18 protein-coding genes are annotated in these 20,341 nt (G+C 42.2%); 2 read left to right on the forward strand and 16 right to left on the reverse strand.

All coding sequences use genetic code 11. The features are described from left to right. Positions 1-22: 22 nt before the first annotated feature. Genes A361_RS17760 through A361_RS17775 form a run of 4 tightly spaced genes read right to left on the reverse strand, consistent with a single transcriptional unit; the run spans position 23 to position 4,705 of the window. Entirely contained in the window at positions 23-1,084 is a 1,062-nt protein-coding gene (locus A361_RS17760) for a branched-chain amino acid ABC transporter permease (RefSeq protein ID WP_019382495.1), read from the reverse strand. A gap of 4 nt (positions 1,085-1,088) precedes the next feature. Beyond that, positions 1,089-1,973 carry a branched-chain amino acid ABC transporter permease gene (locus tag A361_RS17765; protein WP_009333561.1) on the reverse strand — a complete coding sequence of 295 codons (885 nt, stop codon included), beginning with the start codon at positions 1,971-1,973 and terminating at the stop codon, positions 1,089-1,091. After that, positions 1,973-3,874 carry an AMP-binding protein gene (locus A361_RS17770; protein WP_180321104.1) on the reverse strand — a complete coding sequence of 634 codons (1,902 nt, stop codon included), beginning with the start codon at positions 3,872-3,874 and terminating at the stop codon, positions 1,973-1,975. Before A361_RS17770 ends, A361_RS17765 begins: the two co-directional genes overlap by 1 nt. A 60-nt stretch (positions 3,875-3,934) precedes the next feature. Next, on the reverse strand, positions 3,935-4,705 hold the full coding sequence (locus A361_RS17775) for an ABC transporter ATP-binding protein (RefSeq protein ID WP_009333559.1): 771 nt from the start codon (positions 4,703-4,705) through the stop codon (positions 3,935-3,937). 673 nt (positions 4,706-5,378) lie between these two features. Between A361_RS17775 and A361_RS17780 the strand changes: the two genes are divergently transcribed. Then, positions 5,379-5,843, forward strand: a complete 465-nt coding sequence (locus tag A361_RS17780) for a hypothetical protein (protein WP_019382493.1) — start codon at positions 5,379-5,381, stop codon at positions 5,841-5,843. Between the two features lie 99 nt (positions 5,844-5,942). Next, on the forward strand, positions 5,943-6,317 hold the full coding sequence (locus A361_RS17785; protein WP_019382492.1) for a nucleotide excision repair endonuclease: 375 nt from the start codon (positions 5,943-5,945) through the stop codon (positions 6,315-6,317). Between the two features lie 201 nt (positions 6,318-6,518). Here the strand turns inward: A361_RS17785 and pssA are convergent, their stop codons facing one another. The 12 genes from pssA to A361_RS17845 all read right to left on the reverse strand — a co-directional run bounded on the left by pssA (position 6,519) and on the right by A361_RS17845 (position 20,304). Continuing rightward, on the reverse strand, positions 6,519-7,214 hold the full coding sequence (pssA, locus tag A361_RS17790; RefSeq protein ID WP_009333556.1) for a CDP-diacylglycerol--serine O-phosphatidyltransferase: 696 nt from the start codon (positions 7,212-7,214) through the stop codon (positions 6,519-6,521). A gap of 223 nt (positions 7,215-7,437) precedes the next feature. Next, entirely contained in the window at positions 7,438-8,556 is a 1,119-nt protein-coding gene (locus A361_RS17795; RefSeq protein WP_019382491.1) for a CaiB/BaiF CoA transferase family protein, read from the reverse strand. Positions 8,557-8,576: 20 nt separating this feature from the next. Next, a complete protein-coding gene (locus A361_RS17800) occupies positions 8,577-10,145 on the reverse strand; it encodes a fatty acid--CoA ligase (RefSeq protein ID WP_019382490.1) in 1,569 nt (522 codons plus the stop codon). 19 nt (positions 10,146-10,164) lie between these two features. Further along, positions 10,165-11,316 (reverse strand): thiolase family protein, encoded by a 1,152-nt coding sequence (locus A361_RS17805; RefSeq protein WP_019382489.1) that lies wholly within the window; start codon positions 11,314-11,316, stop codon positions 10,165-10,167. Positions 11,317-11,328: 12 nt separating this feature from the next. Then, positions 11,329-12,474 carry an acyl-CoA dehydrogenase family protein gene (locus A361_RS17810; RefSeq protein WP_019382488.1) on the reverse strand — a complete coding sequence of 382 codons (1,146 nt, stop codon included), beginning with the start codon at positions 12,472-12,474 and terminating at the stop codon, positions 11,329-11,331. A gap of 169 nt (positions 12,475-12,643) precedes the next feature. Next, positions 12,644-13,411, reverse strand: coding sequence for a 3-hydroxyacyl-CoA dehydrogenase (locus tag A361_RS17815; protein ID WP_026041760.1), 768 nt, complete (start codon positions 13,409-13,411; stop codon positions 12,644-12,646). A 150-nt stretch (positions 13,412-13,561) separates the two neighbouring features. Further along, positions 13,562-14,083: an RNA polymerase sigma factor gene (locus A361_RS17820; RefSeq protein WP_019382486.1), complete on the reverse strand. Its 522-nt coding sequence runs from the start codon at positions 14,081-14,083 to the stop codon at positions 13,562-13,564. Between the two features lie 33 nt (positions 14,084-14,116). Beyond that, positions 14,117-16,093, reverse strand: coding sequence for a DUF6449 domain-containing protein (locus tag A361_RS17825; protein WP_019382485.1), 1,977 nt, complete (start codon positions 16,091-16,093; stop codon positions 14,117-14,119). Further along, positions 16,047-16,943, reverse strand: coding sequence for an ABC transporter ATP-binding protein (locus A361_RS17830; protein ID WP_009333548.1), 897 nt, complete (start codon positions 16,941-16,943; stop codon positions 16,047-16,049). The genes A361_RS17825 and A361_RS17830 overlap by 47 nt, the downstream gene beginning before the upstream one ends. After that, complete coding sequence (locus A361_RS17835) at positions 16,927-17,325, reverse strand: GntR family transcriptional regulator (RefSeq protein WP_009333547.1); 399 nt, start codon at positions 17,323-17,325, stop codon at positions 16,927-16,929. Before A361_RS17835 ends, A361_RS17830 begins: the two co-directional genes overlap by 17 nt. 156 nt (positions 17,326-17,481) lie before the next feature. Beyond that, entirely contained in the window at positions 17,482-19,272 is a 1,791-nt protein-coding gene (locus A361_RS17840) for an L-lactate permease (RefSeq protein ID WP_019382484.1), read from the reverse strand. Positions 19,273-19,527: 255 nt separating this feature from the next. Then, positions 19,528-20,304: an IclR family transcriptional regulator gene (locus tag A361_RS17845; RefSeq protein WP_009333545.1), complete on the reverse strand. Its 777-nt coding sequence runs from the start codon at positions 20,302-20,304 to the stop codon at positions 19,528-19,530. Positions 20,305-20,341: the final 37 nt, after the last annotated feature.

The raw sequence follows: 20,341 nt of genomic DNA on the forward strand, positions 1-20,341 counted from the left end.
TTCAGAAATTATTACCCGGGAATTAATAAGAAAACGGCCACAGCTTAAAGTAGTCTTTAATATTCTTCCATATTTTTGCGAGCCCCTGCGGTTCATAAATCAGGAATAAGATAATCACGAGGCCAAATACCACCTCTTTCATTCCTATTAAGACTGCAGATAAGTCTGGGAAAACCCCGCTCATCATTTCTACACCTGACCTGAGGACAACCGGAAGCAGTGTAATAAAAACGGCTCCGTAAATCGACCCGAATACACTCCCTAAACCGCCTACCAGTATGATTGCCAAGTATTCAATGGACACTGTGATGCTGTAAAGCTCGGGACTTACAACCATCGTATAGTGACCCAGTAAAGCTCCGGCGATGCCGACGAAAAAGGAACTAACAATAAATGCCAATACCTTATACTTAAACAAATCGATTCCCATAACTTCTGCAGCGACATCACGGTCACGGACTGCTATGAATGCCCTGCCGACCCGCGATCGGAAGAGGTTTAAGGTAAAGGCGGCTGTAATAATCAGCACCGTAAACATCAGATAATAATAGCTCCGCTCACTGTAAAAGACAAAACTGCCAAGTTCAGGCCTGGATAGGACCATTCCGGCTGTTCCGCCAGTCAGCGCATCCCAGCGGGAAATAACAAACAGGATGATTACCTGTGCTGCCAGGGTGGCAATGGCTAGATATAATCCTTTTAGCCTTAAGGAAGGCAATCCGAATAGTCCGCCTACAATCGCCGTCACAATGCCGGCTGTCGGCATAGCAATCCAGAAGCTTAACCCCAGCTTTGCTGTCAGAATGGCCGATGTATAACCGCCTACCCCCAGAAAGGCGCCTACCCCTATGGAAATCTGGCCGGTAAAACCCGTCAGGATGTTCAAACCAATAGCACCAATCGCGGCAATTCCGCAAAGCGTAGCCAGTCCAATAATATAATCGGATGCCAACATCGGGAATACTGCAAATACAGCCAGAAGAATGAAGACACGCATCCTTACTCTGGTTATTTTCCAGATAGCCATATCTTGTTTATAATTCACATGGAATTCTCCACAATCCATTACAAAAGGATTTCTCACTCGGCTACACCCTCTCGATTTCTTTTTTTCCGAACAAACCATATGGCTTGAACATAAGGATAAATACGAGGATGACAAACGGCATAACCTCTTTCAGACCGCCACCAACCAATGGATCCAGATATCCCCCGGTCAGGCTCTCAAGAATGCCGATAATCAGTCCGCCGATGATGGCCCCTGGGATACTGTCAAGTCCCCCAAGGATGGCAACCGGAAGTACCTTTAACCCGATCGCTGAAAGGGATGCATTAACACCATTTATGTTCCCGAGAAGGATGCCTCCAACTGCTGAAACAATGGCAGCAATCGCCCAGGCAACTGCGAAAATCATTTTTACGCTGATTCCCATCGACATCGCTGCCTGCTGATCATCTGCGGTTGCCCTCATCGCAATTCCCAGCTTCGAATATTTGAAAAATAGAGTGAAAATGATTAGCATAGCCACAACGATTAAAAGTGACCATAAATAGACGGGCGCAATGACAATTTCACCCAGATTAACAGGCTGCTCTGAGAAGATTTTTGGAAACACACGTGTTTCATGGCCCCAAATAATATGGACAATCCCGGCAAGAACACTCGATAAACCGATCGTCGCCATTATCATGGATATGACCGGCTCTCCGATAAACGGCCTCAGAACAATCCGTTCAATGACAAATCCCAAAACGGCACTGAACATAAGCGCAATTAAAAGGGCTGCTATAAACGGGATGTTGTAGGCTGTAATAAGCGTTAAACATACATACGTTCCAATTAAAAGGAACTCACCCTGTGCAAAGTTGATGGCGTCACTGGATTTATAAATAAGCACAAAGCCCAATGCCACAAGTGCATAAACACTTCCTACCACGATTCCTGTTACAAGCATCTGCAAGAAAAAAGTCATTAAGCTGCCCCCTCTCCTTCATCCATAAAAATGACTTGAAGCGTTGTTTGGATGGTTTGTTCCATGCCGTCACGATATTTGATCGTGCCATTTACACGTATTTTTTTGTCCTCTGTATAAAGCCCGTCGATCAATGCCTGATATTTTTTAGCAACAAATTGCCTGCGGACTTTCTTTGTTCTTGTAAGCTCTTCATCATCGGCATCCAGTTCTTTATATAGAAGTACGAATTTCTTAACCCGGGCTTTTTCAGGCAGGGTCTGGTTGATTTCCTGCACCTGTTTTTCGATTAATTCCAGCACTTCAGGTTTGGAAGATAAATCGGTATACGTGGTATAGCTGATTTGATTTTTCTCGGCCCAGCGCCCTACATTTTTCATATCAATATTGATCATGGCAACCACATATGGGCGATCCTTCCCGATTGCTACCGCTTCCTGTATGAACGAGCTGAATTTAAGCTTATTCTCGATAAATTGCGGGGAGAACATCTCACCTGTATCAAGACGGATGACATCTTTAATCCTGTCAATGATATACAAATGCCCTTCCTTATCCAGCCTCCCTGCATCCCCTGTATGCAGCCAGCCTTCCTGTATGGTTTCGATTGTGCTTTTCTCGTTTTTGTAGTACCCTTTGCACACACTCGAGCTCCTGATCAGAATTTCCCCTTCATCAGAAATTTTCACTTCTGTTCCCGGAATAGGAATTCCGACACTATCAAGCTTAATGTCGCCATCCCTGTGCACAATGGATATGCCGGCAACTTCTGTCTGCCCGTAAATGCTTTTTACATTGACTCCAATACTGTGAAAGAATTCAAATACATCCGGACCCAAAGGAGCACCGCCGGTATAAGCACGCTTGATCTTCAAAAGTCCAAAGTGATCGCGAATTGCACTGAACATCACATAATCAGCAATTTTATAAAGAGCCTTCGTACCTGCGCTGACAGGTTTATTCCCAAAATGGGCTTTAGCTACCTTCTCGCCTATCGGCTTGCACCAGTTATATATCTTTCTTTTCAGCCAGCCGCTATCCTGAATTCTGACCTGAAAGCGCGACACCATATCTTCATAGATTCTTGGCGGCGAAAACATAACCTGTGGCCCAATTTCCCGCAGATCTTCCAAAACGGTTGCAGGCTCTTCAGGGAAATTAATTGTCATTCCATTGTATAAGCCCATCGCAAGGGTCATCATCTGCTCCCCGATCCAGGCAAGCGGAAGGAATGAAACATATTCATCTTTGTCCGTCAGCGGATCAATGTCTGACAAATTTTTAGCCATATCCAGCAGATTCCGGTAGGTAAGCATCGTTCCTTTCGGATTGCCTGTCGTTCCTGAAGTATATGATAAAATCGCCACGTCATCTGCAGTGCCTTTATCAACTTCCTGCGAAAATAAATCAGGCTGCTCTGAGTGACAGCTTTGTCCCATTTGCAGAACCTCTTCAAATTCAAACAGGAAATCCTCCCGATAACTTCTCATGCCCCGTGAATCATAATAAATAATCGTTCTGACTTTAGGAATGGAGTCTTTAATCTCCATCAGCTTATCCACTTGCTCCTGATCTTCCGCAACTATTATAGTTGCGTCACAATTATCAATAATGTAACTAAGTTCTGCAGATAAGGATTCCTGATAGATTCCAACTGAAATGCCGCCCAAGCTTTGCACAGCAAGCTCACTGATTACCCATTCAGGTCTGTTATCGCCGATAATGGCTAGCTTATCCTCCCTTTTTAGTCCTAAAGAGGCCAATCCCAAGCTGAAATTCTTAACTTTCTCCAAGAACGCTTCATACGTTATCTCATTCCAAATTCCAAATTCTTTTTCTCTTAAAGCAACTTGTGACCCATTTATGTAAGCCCTTTCAACAAGCAGCTGCGGAAATGTCATGCTCAAAAGAATCTCTCCCCCCTACAAAACTATTAATCTACCGTTTAGACGAATCATCTTTTATACGGCATTCTCCTCTCCCAGATAAGCTTCTATGACTCTAGGATTATTCTGAATCTCTTCAGGCGTCCCGTAACCAATCAGCTTACCAAAATCAAGAACTGCAATGTGATCGGATAAATCCATTACAACCCCCATGTCGTGTTCAATTAATATAATAGTTGTATTCATTTCTTCATGAATGTCGATAATGTATCTGGCCATGTCCTCTTTTTCCTCACTATTCATGCCTGCCATCGGCTCATCCAGAAGAAGGATGTCAGGTTCCAGTGCCAGAGCCCTGCCGGTTTCGACTCTTTTCTGCAATCCATACGAAAGGGTACCCACGGGAGTATTGCGGATATCCTCAATTTCAAGAAAATCGATCACCTGCTCAACTTTTTTCCGATGTTCAATTTCCTCTCTTTGCGCCTTTCCCCAATAAAATCCTCCTGCAAGGAGTCCGGTTTTCATTCTCACATGCCTGCCAAGCATCAGATTGTCCAAAACAGATAAATGCGGAAAAAGTTCGATGTTCTGGAATGCCCTGGCAATGCCCATACTGGCTCTTTTGTGAGGTTTATAGCGGGTGATATCTTCCCCCTTGAAATGGATGGAACCAGATGAAGGCTTGTATAGTCCGCTAATGCAATTCAGCATACTTGTCTTCCCTGCGCCATTTGGCCCAATAAGTGAAAAAATCTCTCCTTCCTGCACTTCATATGAGACGTTGTCAAGCGCCACTACGCCTCCAAACCTCAAAGTAGCATCTTTAATCTCTAATATCCCCAACTTGCTAACCCCCTATATTTCGAAACACAAAATATTATTTATAAAATTATGAATAGTTTTAATATTCTTTACATATTTATTTTCTCCTTTTTATATTTAAAATATTTTTTAGCCCTTAGCTATTTTTCATTTTTATGTGAAATGGAATATTGATATGACAATTTCCTTATGTGTAAGTATTTTTCACTATAAGCTAAGTAATAATTATGAGGGAAACTCTTTATGTAAAAAGAACGAAAAAAAGCTAACACAGATGTGCTCAGCTTAGGAATTCACCCGTTCAATGTTAATTTTTATTAGAATATACCCATTTTGGTTTACTATAATCAGGAAAAAAACACGATTAACTTCTTAAAGTGCCGTTAACCAGGCTTAGCTGAAAGTGTGCTGGAAAGCCGCTGTGCATATGAAAGTTTGGTCTCGAGCAACCTTTACCCTCCATGAAGGCTGCTGAGGCCCCGCTTTTGGATTACTAGTTAAATCACACCTAAATTAATTACCTTGCAGATTTTCTTGAAATGTATCTGCTGCCACGTTTTTGCATCATACTGCCGCATGGCAGTTTGCAAACAAATCCATTCATTTCTTTATTTTCTTATTGGCTGGTGATTAAAAAAGTGCCGCTTACATAACAATGCTAGTAAACCGAAGTTAAATAAAAGGAGAATCTGACTTGATCTGTTTGTGTGAAGAGCTTTCCTTATCCTATTGCGGCCTAGACGGAAAAATAGCCATTTTAGAAGATAAACATACTGTTTTAAAAAACTTTGGTCTAAACGATGGAAGCTGGCTGAACTTGTGGAATATTGACTGCAGACTCCTGACTATGTTTTATCAATCCCTGGATGCGCATTATGACTGGTTTATTGTCGTCTATGATTATGAAAAGTTCTGTTCAGACAGAGAAATAAAAGAAGCGATAATCTGGCATGAAATTGGACATATTACCTATCCTGCTGGAAAGAATATAATTTGTACAGATACTGAAGTTCAATGTGATCGGGTTGCTATTGATTACGGCCAGAAGGAAGGAATCAAAAAGATTTTGGATCTTACCCTTAAAATGGCACGCTCGCTTAATAATGAAGTGCTGCTGAATATGACAAAAGAAAGACAAAAACAATTACACTTCATATAAGGAGCTTCTGCGGCAAGGCAGGATCCAATGATACTTTTTAATGTAGATTACATATGAAATTTATGGTACTCTTTAATCTTAGAATAGGAAGTGATGATATTGATAAAAATTGAAATCCCTCAGCCTGATCTCGTAATTACAAGAAGCAGGCAAACGGGACAGGCAGGAGAAAGTGACCTTAGCAGTGTCTATGGTTTCACAGATTATCATAAAATACCAAGAGACAAGGGCGGCATGATTCTGTTTTTCGATGCGAATGAAGATCTGCTATTTGTAGGGAAGGCACGAAAATTAAGGCAGCGCGTGAAAAAACATTTTGAAGATAATGTTTCTCCAATAAAAAATCATCGCGATGATATCTATAAAATTGCGGTCATTTACGTGGAAGACAGCATGGAGCGCGAAATTTATGAAACTTATATCATTAATACCCTTCATGCAAAATTTAATATAGACAAGGTATTTTACAAATAAAAAAGGCCATCCCGGCCTTTTTTTATTTGTAAAAAAGTATAACTTTGAACTCTGATAACTGTTTGCGCAAGCAGCCTGCCTCCTCGAGGTGAGGCCCCAGGGCGTCAGCATAAACATCACACGACCGAAAGCAACAGCTTTTGGGAGGGTGGCGGTCTAAGTCTGCGTTCCTTCGCGGGCAAGGCGCTTCCGCATTTCTAATTAATCGATTTCTTTTTTGTTTTTACCTTTAATGAATCGGTATGTCAAATACGCTATGTAAAGCGGAATCGCAATATAAATTAAATCGGGAAATGGTCCATAGGAGCCCTTATAAATAACGTACAGAACACTTCCAAGAAAAATGGTAACAATCGTCCCGTATTTTGGAAGAGGAACTTCCTTAAAGCTGGGAATCCGAATTCTGCTTACCATCAGAAAGCATAGTGCTGTGAACACAACAGTTGTAATGATATTGGGAATACGGTCACCAAAAAGGGTCAGTATGGCCATTATCCCTCCTGCTGCTGTTATTGGAACTCCTATAAAATAATTTAATGAGGACTTTGGGGGACTGATATTGAATCGGGCAAGCCGATATGCCCCGAATAGAGGAAAAAGACCTGAAACGATTAATCCAAGGATTCCAAATTGAAAAAAGTATGTATAAAAGACCAAAAATGAAGGGGCAACCCCAAATGTAACAATATCTGCCAGTGAATCAAGTTCTTTTCCAAGCGTACTATCCGCTTTCAGCATTCTTGCCAGCCTGCCGTCCATGCTATCAAGCATCATGCCGATTAAAATTAATATTGCTGCATTTTTAAATTCGCCATTGGCAGCCATTCCGATTGAAAGAAAACCGCAATATAAGTTACCCAAAGTGACCATATTGGGAATTGTTTTAATAAAACGCACTAGTGACCATCACACTCCAAAAATAGAAAAAAGTTTATTTTATTATATATTCCCTTTCATTATACCATTTAATCTTCTTTAAAGCCCTCCTCTTTCATAGAAACATTCGCCGCCAAAAAAGAAAGAGCCATAATCCATCATATGGATTTAGGGCTCTTCATGAATTCATAAGTTACAGATCGGCTATCTGAAAGACAAGTTCGCCGACTTTTATTTAGAATATTTATTTTGCTGTCAGAGCTTTAACATTCTCCGCTGACATTCCAGCAATATTGCTTAAAACTTCCTCATTATGTTCTCCCAGTTTTGGAGGGCCAGTCAATGCTGAGTCAATTCCTCCATGCATTTTAACTAAAGGGTAATTCCCGTCTTGTTCATAAATCTCCTTAAAAAGTGGAAAGTCTTTTAATTCACCCGTCTCCAATACCGGAGTCAGGCAGCAATCAACTCTTTGCCCGAATTCAGTCCACTCTTTTAATGTCCTGCTTTTAAATAATTCGGTCATCTCCAAATATACAGGATTATTGCCAGAAGCACGGGAGAAATGGGAATCAATCCAATCCTCCCTGCCGGCACTCTTGCAGAAGTTAATCCAAAACTTCGGCTCTAATGCAGCAAGAGCAGCAAACCTCGCATCCTTTGTTTCATAAATAGAGTAGGCGACGATCTCCCCGCTTAGTACCGATAGCCCATTTGAATAACCCGTTTCGTTTTCAATCAGCAAATGGTTTCCCATGATGGAAGCCATCACTTCAGCAATGGAAATGCAGTGATGCCCGCCATTTCCGGAAATCCTGCTGGAAAGCAGGGCTGCCAGTATCCTTTCACTCGCGGCCATTCCTCCCATAAAGTCCGCTATTGTATTGGACGGGTGAACAGGACGGCCGCTGGGGTCCTTCAGCTGGGAAAGGGCGCCGCTTACTGCCATATAGTTTAAATCATGGCTGCCTAAATATTGATAGTCTTCATTGCCCCCGTAGCCTGTAAGGGAGCAATAAACGATAGCAGGCTTGTGTCTTTTTACAGTCTCATAATCAAGTCCGAGCTTTTTCATGACCCCTGGCCGAAAGCTTTCCAGCACGGCATGACTTTCAGAAATCAGCTTTAGGGCTGCATTTCTTCCATCCTCACTCTTCAGATTGAGTGTAATGCTTTTTTTACCGCGGTTGTTGGCGGCAAACACGGCTCCTGTACCCTCTATTTTAATATCCAGCTGCCTTGCGGGGTCACCAGTCAAGGATTCAACCTTAATCACTTCAGCTCCAAGCTCTGCAAGTCTCTGGGAAGCAAACGGACCGGGGAGATAATTGGAAAAATCAATTACTCTAATGCCTTTTAACATCATGCATCCCTTTCTTCCGGCTAAATTTTTCCGTCAGCGAACAGATCCTCCAGCTGCTTTCTGAGCATAAACTTTTGAATCTTGCCGCTCGCATTCCTTGGCAGAGCTTCACAGAATACGTATTTTCTCGGCCGCTTATAATTAGCAAGTTCATCACTATTCCTGCACAGTTCATCCAGCTCATTTTCAGATAGTGCCGGATCTTTTTTAACTACAAATGCTGTGACCGTCTCACCCCAGCGGTCATCAGGCTGGCCGATCACTGCCACATCCAGTACGCCATTATGCGTATATAAAATATCTTCCACTTCCCTAGGGTAAATGTTTTCACCGCCGCTAATGATCATATCATCGACTCTGTCTTTAACGTACAAGTAGCCTTCGTCATCCAGATATCCTATGTCACCTGAATGGTACCAGCCCCCATGCATGGCAAGATCGTTTGCCTCATCCCGATTAAAATAACCACTCATCATGCATGGACCTTTTACGATGATTTCACCTGTTTCCCCTGTCGGCACCACATCCTCAGGATCTGATGGACCATTTTCATTCGGCCTTACAATCCTAATCTCATGATTTAAACATGCCTGCCCGGCAGACCCTGCTTTCCGGATTTGATCATTTTCAGATAAAAACGTAATCGCTGGCCCCATCTCGGTCATTCCATATGCCTGTACGAGGGATATGCCTAATTTTTCCCGGCAGGCATAAACAAGTGCCGGAGCCATTGGAGCTGCTCCATACAGTCCCAGCTTCAGGCTTTCCAGGTTATAATGGCTTAAGTTTTCCTGCAGCAGCATATTCCACATGGTAGGTGCTGCAAAAAACTTTGTAATCTTCTCATCTGAGATTAACTGTAATACTTCTTTTGCATCAAAGTGATGGAGGATGGTATTTTTTGCCCCCACATGCACCCTTGGCAAAAAGGCACAGTGAAGCTCTGCACAGTGGAACATTGGTGCAGTCACGAGACCATTGTCACTGCTTTCAAGCTTGGTGGCTCCTATTACGATTAAACTATGTTCAGCCATATCCCGGTGCCTGTGGACAACTCCTTTTGGCCTTCCCGTGGTACCGCTTGTGTACATGATCGCGTATAAGTCATTTTCGTCCATTTCTATTTCAATTTCATCGTGTGATGCTGCATCCACTTTTTCCCGATAGGATGAAGCATATCCGGGTGCCTTGTCATCAATGTACCAAAAGGCTGTATGCGGAAAACGTTTAGCAATTGGGGTAATGCCGGATTCCAGCATTTGTTCAAATAACACTACTTTTGGCTCTGCATCCTGAAGGATATAAGCAACTTCTTCTGACATCAGCCTAAAGTTGATCGGATTAAAAATGGCGCCGATTTTTGCACATGCAAAAAATGCTGTTGCAAGCTCCTCAGTATTAAAAAGGTAGGTTGAAACCCTGTCACCCTTCCTGACTCCCTCATTCATTAAGGCATTCGCCAATTTATTGATCTCAAGGCTCCATTCCTTATAGGTAAGACGCAGATTTTTTCTGACATCATACAGGGCTTCTTTATTCGGAAATTTTCCGGCAGTTAGATCGAAAATTCTTCCAATAGTAGTAGTCATTTTCATTCCTCCCCATTCTTCAGTCTAAACGTTCAATAATAGTCGCATTTGCCATACCAAGGCCTTCACACATGGTCTGAAGTCCATAGCGCCCCCCTGTTCTTTCTAGTTCATGTATCATGGTGACCATCAGCCGTGCACCGCTGCCTCCCAAAGGATGGCCGAGTGCAATGGCTCCGCCGTTTGGGTTAAGCTTTGCAGGGTCGGCTCCAGTTTCTTTCAGCCAGGCAAGCGGAACAGGAGCGAACGCTTCGTTCACTTCAAACACATCGATGTCCTCAATAGCCAGTCCAGCATTCTTTAACACTTTCTCGGTTGCAGGTATCGGTCCAGTCAGCATTAAAGTAGGATCAGAGCCAACTGCTGTGCGGGAAAGTATCCTGAATCTCGGCTTCATTCCAAGCTCCTCTGCTTTATCGCGTGACATAATTAATAGTGCTGCGGCTCCATCACTGATTTGACTTGAATTTCCTGCATGAATGACCCCATTCTCCTTAAAAACAGCCCTTAAACTTCCAAGTGCTTCCAGCGACGTTTCCTTTCTGGGGCCAGAGTCCTCCGAAACCGTCATGAGCTGTCCATCAGGCAATTTCACATTTAATGGTGCAATCTCTCTCTCAAAACGTCCTTCGTCCTGGGCTTTTAAAGCCTTTTGGTGGCTCTCTAATGAATAGCGATCAAGTTCTTCTCTTGTAAAACCATATTTTTCAGCAATGCGTTCAGCTGATAAGCCCTGGTGGATGATTTCATGTTTGTCTGTCAGTTTTTCACTGAATCCTACCCCCTGATAACTGGAGCCGATTGGGACACGGGACATGCTTTCGACACCGCCTGCGATAACAATTTCCATATCTCCCGCCAAAACCGCCTGAGCTGCAAAATGGACAGCCTGCTGGCTGGAGCCGCATTGACGGTCAATGGTGGTACCTGGCACTTCAATCGGAAACCCTGCGATCAAAGCTGCGACCCTTGCAATATCCCCTGTTTGTTCGCCTATTTGCGAGACACATCCAAGAATGACATCATCAATAATTTGCGGATCTATACCTGCACGTTCGACAAGTGCCATTAGTGCTTCAGCAGCCAGATCATCCGCCCTGATATCTTTTAAAAAGCCGTTTTTTCTTCCTACCGGCGTTCTGACACCTTCGACGATGACAGCTTCACGCATGTTTACTCCTCCTTATAAACCCATGTTCTTCGCAATAATGGTTTTCATGATTTCATTTGTACCTGCATATATGCTGGCAACCGGTATATCCCTGTATCTCCTTGCAATCTCGTATTCTTCCATATAGCCATAGCCGCCATGAAGCTGCATGCATTCTGCGGCAATATTCCGGGCATTTTCTGTAAGCTTCCATTTCGCCATGGAGACTTTTGTAACTACATCTTTGCCTGCCATATGTTCTGTGATCAATTGATCAAGGAACGACCTTCCCATCTCTATATCTGTTGCCATTTCGGCAATCTTAAATTGAGTGTTTTGAAATTGGCTGACCGGTCTTCCGAATGCCTCGCGATTCTTAACATAATTCATTGTTAAATTAAGCATTTCCTCTGCAGCCACCTGTGCAGCGATTGCTACGACAAGTCTTTCCTGCTGCAGCTTTTCCATCAAATAAAGAAAACCTTTCCCTTCTTCTCCAATCAGATTTTCTTTCGGAACCTTACAATCTTCAAAAATTAACTCTGCCGTATCCTGACAGTGAAGTCCGACCTTGTTTAATTTTCTTCCCCTTGTAAACCCCTTGGTTTCCCTCTCGACCGCAAGCAAGCTTACTCCTTTATGCCGGGGAACTGCATTGGGATTGGTTTTACAGGCAATGATGATTAAATCGGAATGAATTCCATTGGTTATAAAGGTCTTTTCGCCATTCACTATGTAATGGTCCCCTTCAAGTCTTGCTGTCGTTCTGATGCCGGCTAAATCAGATCCGGCGCCAGGTTCAGTCATTGCGATAGCAGTAATGATTTCTCCTGCCGCACACTTTTGCAGCCACCTTTCCTTTTGCTCATCTGTTCCATAAGCAGTAATATACGGAACAACGATATCATTGTGAAGCCCAATTCCCACCATGCCTGAGCCAACACGTTCAAGTTCTTCATTGATGACTACTGAGAAGCCCCAATCAACGCTGCTTCCGCCATATTTTTCTTCAATATCAGGGCATAAAAAACCCTGCTCCCCCATCTTGCACCAAAAATCCCGGGGAATGATCCTGTCCTCTTCCCATTTGTCATAATTCGGATAGGCTTCCTTCTCTAAAAACTTACGCAGTGATTGCCGAAAAATTTCATGCTCTTCCTGTATGTATGAAGCAGCCATATTATGATCCTCCGAATCTAAAATTTTTTTTGACATAACACAAAGTACTATTCCTCACCTTTGAAAAGGCTTACATTTATATTGTACAATAATTATCGATATTTTTAGAACATTAAAATAATTTTTCAAAAAAAGAACCTATTCTATGCAGAAAGGGCAGGTTCTCTATTTACTTAGGCTGCATACGGATGCCGCCATCCAGACGGATCGTTTCTCCATTCAGCATCGGATTCACTAAAATACTCTCAGCCAGCCTGGCATACTCCTCAGGATATCCCAGTCTTGAAGGAAAGGGCACCATTTTCCCCAATGAATCCCTTGCCTCATCAGGCAGTGAATCAAACATAGGTGTATTAAACAATCCAGGGGCAATCGTCATAACACGAATCCCATAATCCGCCAGCTCTCTGGCAATTGGCAAGGTCATGGCAACCACACCGCCTTTCGATGCACTATATGCAGCCTGGCCAATTTGTCCTTCAAAGGCTGCTACGGAAGCAGTGTTAATAATGACGCCTCTTTCATCTTGATCATTCGGATCATTCTTTGCCATTTGTTCAGCAGCCAGGCGAATGACATTAAAAGTCCCGACCAGATTAATCGTTATGACCTTTTGGAACATATCCAGTGTGTGGACTCCCTTTCTGCCAAGCAGCTTGGCGGCAATTCCGATGCCGGCGCAGTTAACGGCAGTATTAAAGCTGCCAAATTTTTCAGAAGCGAATGCAATTGCTCCCTGCACGTCTTCTTCTTTTGTTACATCCGTTTTAAAAAAATAAACATTCCCTCCCAGTTCCTTGATAAGATGGCTTGCCCGATCTTCCGCCAAATCTGCAATAAGAACTTTTCCGCCGCATCCGGCTATTTTTCTCACAGTCGCCTCGCCAAGCCCTGAGGCGCCGCCAGTGATTATGGCCCTGCAATCTTTCAATTCCATAGTGAACCTCCTTTTATTAATCAGGTTTTCTATGAAGACATTTCCATTAAGAATGGAGATTTTCCTGCTGACTGGCCGAATTCCCTGCTGATTATTTATCAATTCCTTGTAATTGCACAAAAAAACAGCTCCTTTTCAGAAGCTGTTTTTCTATGCCAAATACCGATCGCCAAGAATTTCTCTAAGGTGCTGCCTGACCCGATACAATTTAGTTTTGACAGTATTTGGGTTGAGATGGAGAATGTCCGCTATTTCTTTCTCTTTCAGCCCGTGCTTTGTTTTAAGCAGGAAAACCCTTTTCTGTTCATAGGAGAGGGAATCCACATAAGCGTATATCTGCTCCTCAAGCAAATTAACTTCTGCTTCCTGCCCAGCATCAATAAATTTACTTTCCATGCAGTTTTCAAAATCAAAAGAATCCTGTATTCTCTCATTTGTCCTTCTTTCTTTCCGGACAAAATCAATCGCAGTTCTAGTTGCAATCGAGGATAACCAGGCCCCCAGCTTTTCCTGATCATCAATGCTGTCCATTTTTTTATATGCTTTGAGCAGGGATTCCTGCACAACATCCTGTGCAAGATAATGATCCCGAGTTATATTATAAGCAATATGATAGAGCCGTTTATTGTAGAGCCTGCAGATCTCTCTCATATCCATTGAAGGTTTAATCACTTTAATCCCCCTCTCCTATAGGTTTCTAACCTTTTATTGAAGCCGTTCTTTTATAAAGTCTGGAACTGTTTTTTCCGTGAAGCTTTTAATATCAATTGTCCTTTGCTCATCAAAATAGAACGCAATAATATAGTCTCCATCCACGAATCCTTCTGAATTCTTCAAGCTGCTTTCAATTTGTTCCTTATCCGTTAATTTGACGGCAGATTTGCTATCTCTCATTTCTTCAAAAACTTCTTCATACGAGTACCCTGCTGCAAAGTTGATATCGATATCCTTCGCTTTTGCAGCCAAAGCATAAGAGATATCATTGCTGTTCACTCTTGCTTCATTCAGCAGTGACTTTTCTTCCAGCCATTTCTCAAATCTTGAATAAGAAGGATACCAGGGCATATAAGCTTTATTGCTGTCATTATAAAAAATCTCAATGTGCGCATATGGCTCGTCACTTCCCTGGAGTTCTTCAAAGGAAGCAGAATCAACTTCTTCAGTTAATATCTCAATAGCCTCTTTTAGATCTTTATCGTCTGTAATGACCGCCCGCTTCGTAACTGGGCCAGTTGGAGTAATCGTCAATTTCGTTGCAGCATCTGCTGAAACCTGATAAATTTCATTTGTTGCCTTTTTATATTCATCTGATTCATAAATCAGCTTAAGAAATGGCTTGTATTCCTTTTTATTAATCCTGTAATCACGGATTAGCTTTTCACCATTCTTCAGTTCATACACGATAAAAACTGAATCGCGGCCCGGAATCTCCGCAAGCCTGTTTTCATCCTTTACAATCGTCTCATGAAATCTTCTGACCAAATCAATATTCTCGTATTCTTTCAAATATAAGGGTTCCTCAGTATCGATATCACTATAAAGGTAAAAACTCTCGCTAAAATGAACCCGCTCAATCTCATTGCCCCGTGGTATGCTTTTTTCATATTGAGTAAAGTCAAATTGGAATAAGGCGAATAAAGCCGCCATTAAAGCTGTGTATGCAAGCAATCCTTTCATATTAATGGTCACACGCCATGATTTTTGCAGAACCATTTCGGCAGCCGCATATCCAATCAATGCTCCAAACACGTAGCCAGCTATAAGCCAGCTCATGCCGCCGCGCATCTCACCGAAATACCCTCCCCCTAAAAGCATCGTGCAAAAAGTTACACCATATTTAAAGATGGGTTTTGTAATCGGAAAAACCAGGGCATGGGAGACAGCCTCCATCCTTCTCCTTTTATAGATCTGCAAACCAAGACAATACAGAGACAAAATAAGAAAGAGATAAATAACAGCCTCTGCGCTTGAGGGAGTGCGCATGTTCATCTGAGTTAGTGCAATTAAGGGAGAAAACTTCTCAAATTTGCTTGCCATATAATATTGGTCTGGATAGCCAAATAAATAGAATGGCAAATTAATAGAAACTAAAATGATCAGGCCTACAGGGAGCAAGAGGAAAATATACGTTAAAGCACCTTGAACGGCGGATAATCCCGTCAGCATTCCCACAGAAACTCCTGCCAGGTAAATCACAATATTAAACAAAAGGGTGATGCCCACCCAATTGAATATCTCTCCAATTGAATAGAACTCCTGCAAATTCATGGGCTGGTACAGTATCAGAACTATCAAAGCAATGAGTAAAACCGGCGAAATTAATAGCATGATGCCAGTTAAAGCATACTGATGAAAAATGGATGCCCGCTTGACTGGGAGACTGTGCATTAAATCGCTATATTGTTTTACCTGTGTGTATCTGAATAAGAACACTGACAAGATCACCGGCACTGATATATTAAAAATAAACTGGATTTGGAAGTTGTGTTGAAACAGATTGTCAATGTCCAGAAATTTCCGCTGTTCCTCTGAAGAATTCATTATTATATCAAGTGGAATAGCGAAGAACAGACCGAGAAAATATACAATGGAAACCCAGCCTACACTTCTGAAAATCGTTTTTAAAATTTCCCTTTTAACCAAGGATGTTCTGGACTGCATATCCAATATCCCCCATTTCATAGATGAAGATCTCCTCTAATGTAAGGGGAAGCATATCGAAAATCACAGGCTTAAATTGTTCTACATATGATGATATTTCCTTCGCATCTCCCTTTACAATGCAGATCATAATGCTGCCTCTTTTTTCTTTATGAAGGATTTTCAGCGGATCGAAAATGGCTGGTACAGATCCTTTAAAAGCCACTTGAATCTTATGTGTATCTGTTTTAAGGTCATCCAGATCTTTTTCCAGGATCATACGCCCTTTATGCATGATGCCAATAAAATCACATAAATCTTCCACTTCACGCAGGTTATGAGAGGAAATAAGGATGGTCATTTCTCTTTCGGCAACCTCATCTATAAGCAGGCTTTTCACTTTTTTTCTCATGACCGGGTCCAGCCCATCCATAGGCTCATCCAAAATTAAAACTTCCGGCCTGGCAGACAAAGCCAGGATAAAAGCAGCCTGCCTCTGAATGCCTTTTGAAAATCTATGAATCTTTTTATGTATGTCCATTTCAAAAATAGCAGCAAGTTCTTCAAAGCGGCCGTCATCCCATCTGCTGTAAATATTTTGATAAAATTGTGCCATTTGCTTAACTGTATATTGAGGCAGAAAATAGGGATGGTCCTGAATAAAAAAGATCCTTTCCTTAATTACCGGATTTTCGAAGACCGGCTGGCCGTCAATGGCAACATACCCCTCATCCTCCACATAGATGCCTGCCAAAAGCTTCAAGAGCGTTGTTTTTCCGGCTCCATTGGAACCAAGCAAGCCGTATATGGACCCTTTATTGACTTCGATGGAGACATTTTCAACAGCCTCCATCTCCTCGAATGATTTACGTACATTACGGATTTTGATCATCTTCTATCCCTCCCCCTATAGCTGCTTCTAATTCCTGAATCATATTAAATAATTCATCTTTTGTAATTCCAAGATATATAGCTTCTGATAAAAGCTTTGAAAGTTCACTTTTCACTTTTTCTATTTTTTCTCTGTTCAGATTGGGAGTTGCTGGACTGACAAAACTGCCCTTCCCCTTTATAGAATAAATATAGCCCTGAGATTCTAGTTCCCTGTATGCCTTTTGAATCGTATTGGGATTGATTGTCAGCTGATGGGCCAGCGTTCGAACGGAAGGCAGCTGTTCATCTGCTGTTAAGACCTCGGTGATGATCAGCTCTTTAAGCCGCTCAACCAGCTGTTCATATATAGGCTTTCGGCTCCTTACGTCCAATTCAAACATGTTTACCCTCCCATCTGTACGTAGTGTACTATCATTCATAGTACAGTTAATACAGTTAGATTATATTACAAGTAATTGGAAAAGAGAAGAGGAAATTTAAATTTTTATAAAAAGAAAAAACTGGCTCAGCCAAAGGGCTAAACCAGTTATAATTAATTATTTAGCTGATTTCACATTCACCGGAGGCGGAGGCAAAATCATGTTGGAACGTCTATTGTTTGTTGCGATAATATAAACAGCTGCGAATGCGATGCCAACCGCAATGAAGGATCCGAGATTGAAGATCCCTTTTTGCGAATACCATACAATCGAGTAGCCCACTGACCCAGCCAGCAAGGCATAATAGAAGAATGGGAAAAGGGTTTTCCGAATGACAGTGCCTTCTTTTCCGACAAGACCAACAACAGCTGATGCAGCAACTACGTTATGGACACAAATCATGTTTCCAGCTGCTCCGCCGACTGCCTGAAGAGCTACAATCCAGGTTGCATCCACTCCAATCTGTGAACCAACATCATATTGGAATAGAGAAAACATCATATTACTGACAGTATTACTTCCCGCGATAAAAGCACCCATGCCTCCTATAAACGTTGCAAAGAACGGCCAGAATTCCCCTGCAAGTGCTGCAGCACCGTTTGCAAGTTCGATCGGCATCTGATTATAGCCTGCCTCTCCCCCGCCGGTATTGATGAAAACCTGTACCATCGGAACAGTGAAAATTAATGCGGTTGAAGCAGCAACGGTTGTTTTTCCTGAATCTGCCCAGGCTTTTTTGTATGAACCAGAATTCATTCCATGAATAAAATAGGTGATAACGGATACAAGAATAAAAATGGTCCCCGGCAAATACAGCGGCTGGAAACTTGAGGTGATGCCGGAATCGAAAATGTTTTCAAACTTAACCGTCCAGGCCTGGAGCCACTCCAGGAATGGAAGCGATTTCAATCTGGACAATACTAAGAACAGGCCAACTAAAACATAAGGAGTCCAGGCACGCAGCATGCTCATGCTTCCGCTTTTGTGGGCAACTGCTTTGATTTCAAGTTTACCAGTCCACTCCGGATCCCACTTGGATTTCTCTTCAAAATCCCAAACCTGATCCTTAGGAGGCATAAGAAATCCTTTTTTTGCCGCAACAACAACAATTGCTAAACCAGTTAATCCTCCAATCATAGACGGGAATTCAGGTCCAAGAACATTGGCAACAATTACATAAGGGATTGTCATGGCAAAAGATGCGAACAGGGCAAACTTCCAAATCTTTATCCCTTCTGTAAACGATTTGTTCTTGCCAAAGAATCTTGTCATTAAAGCTACTACAAATAAAGGAATTAATGTGCCTGCAATCATATGGAGAATAGCTACTTGTCCGGCAATTTGCGTTACCAGGCCAAGCAGATTATCTGTAAGGCTCGCATTGCCAGATAAACCGGACTGCACACCAACGAGCATCGGAGTGCCTACTGCACCGAATGAAACTGGTGTGCTTTGAATAACCATCCCGGCAATTACAGCTGCCATAGCCGGGAAGCCCAGACCCACTAATAGCGGTACAGCTACTGCTGCAGGAGTCCCAAACCCGGATGCGCCTTCAATGAAAGAACCGAATAGCCAGGCAATGATAATCACTTGAATTCTGCGGTCAGGAGAGATATCGGTAAATCCCTGGCGGATGGTCTTTAAGCCGCCGCTTTCCTGCAGAGTATTCAGAAGCAGTATTGCACCAAAAATAATGTATAGGAGTGTTCCGGCGACAACCAGGCCATTAATGGATGCAGCCGCCACTTTTGCACCCGACACCTTCCAGACAAATAGCGCCAGGACAACAGCTACAAGGTACGAGATGGGCATGGCCTTACTTGCCGGCCATCTTAGTCCGACAAGGAATACTGCAACTGCAATAATTGGCAATAATGATAATAAAGCTAACATTCCAGTACTCATTACTTACTTTTCCCCCTTTTGTTTTGTAATAGCGAACAATAATTGCACTTTGTTGCGGACTGCGAAACATGTTATATAACTATAATTGTTTTGTTATACAACAATGAATCAAGCTTATTTTTATTATACAAACATTTTTCATAATTTCAATAATATTTGGAAAATTTAATCTATGCATTTACACAAAAATATTTGTATGTATATACAAAAAAATTAGCCCAATATATCTTTTTATCAAGATATATTGGGCTAATCCTAACTTATTCGGCTGACATGTCCGAGCCGGGCGGAAATCCCTTGTCCGGTTTTTACCATTATAGACTTTAATGCATCAAGTCGATCACTAGTCATCCGCATTGTCGGGCCTGAGATACTGACTGCAGCAATAACTTTGCCGAGGTGGTCAAAAATAGGAACGGCAACACAAGTAATCCCATATTCATTTTCTTCCAGATCAAGGGCATATCCATTTTGCCTGACCTGCCCCAATTCTTTCATAAATTCATCTTTATCCGTTATGGTTTTATTTGTATGAACCGGCATCCCTTTTCTTTCAAGGATATCAAAAACAACGCTTGAAGGCAGATGAGCCAGAATGGCTTTTCCGACAGAAGTGCAATGCATCGGAGCTCGTTTGCCAACTTTAGAATGCATCCTTAAAGTCTCATTGCCCTCAAGCTTTTCGATGTACACAACCTCTCCCTGGTCGTAGACGACCAAATGAATGACTTCATTTGTTTCATTTTCCAGCTCCTGAAGAAAAGGTCTTGCCTCTGCACGCAAATCGATTGATTCAAGCAGTTTTGAACTGATCTCCAGGAATTTATACCCTAATTTGTACTTGCCGGTTTCGCTATCCTGCTCTATATATCCGTACTGAACAAGAGTAGAGAGGATACGATAAACAGAGCTTTTATTGATATCAATCTGATTGGCAATTTCCGTTACGCCAAGACCGCTTTTTTTCAGGCTGATCAATGTAATAATATCCAGTGCCCTGCTGACGGACTTGACCATGTTTTCTCTTTCCACAATACTCACCTCTGGAGCAAAAACCTTAATCCATTAC

The sequence above is a fragment of the Cytobacillus oceanisediminis 2691 genome (genome assembly GCF_000294775.2).
GTDB classification, from domain to species: Bacteria; Bacillota; Bacilli; order Bacillales; family Cytobacillaceae; genus Cytobacillus; species Cytobacillus pseudoceanisediminis.

Bases quoted from the DNA above. Each gene is read 5' to 3' on its own strand.
- A361_RS17765 (WP_009333561.1), bottom strand. From the start codon at position 1,973: ATGACTTTTTTCTTGCAGATGCTTGTAACAGGAATCGTGGTAGGAAGT.
- A361_RS17770 (WP_180321104.1), bottom strand. From the start codon at position 3,874: ATGACATTTCCGCAGCTGCTTGTTGAAAGGGCTTACATAAATGGGTCA.
- A361_RS17795 (WP_019382491.1), bottom strand. From the start codon at position 8,556: ATGTTAAAAGGCATTAGAGTAATTGATTTTTCCAATTATCTCCCCGGT.
- A361_RS17800 (WP_019382490.1), bottom strand. From the start codon at position 10,145: ATGACTACTACTATTGGAAGAATTTTCGATCTAACTGCCGGAAAATTT.
- A361_RS17805 (WP_019382489.1), bottom strand. From the start codon at position 11,316: ATGCGTGAAGCTGTCATCGTCGAAGGTGTCAGAACGCCGGTAGGAAGA.
- A361_RS17810 (WP_019382488.1), bottom strand. From the start codon at position 12,474: ATGGCTGCTTCATACATACAGGAAGAGCATGAAATTTTTCGGCAATCA.
- A361_RS17815 (WP_026041760.1), bottom strand. From the start codon at position 13,411: ATGGAATTGAAAGATTGCAGGGCCATAATCACTGGCGGCGCCTCAGGG.
- A361_RS17825 (WP_019382485.1), bottom strand. From the start codon at position 16,093: ATGAAATGGGGGATATTGGATATGCAGTCCAGAACATCCTTGGTTAAA.
- A361_RS17830 (WP_009333548.1), bottom strand. From the start codon at position 16,943: ATGATCAAAATCCGTAATGTACGTAAATCATTCGAGGAGATGGAGGCT.
- A361_RS17835 (WP_009333547.1), bottom strand. From the start codon at position 17,325: ATGTTTGAATTGGACGTAAGGAGCCGAAAGCCTATATATGAACAGCTG.
- A361_RS17840 (WP_019382484.1), bottom strand. From the start codon at position 19,272: ATGAGTACTGGAATGTTAGCTTTATTATCATTATTGCCAATTATTGCA.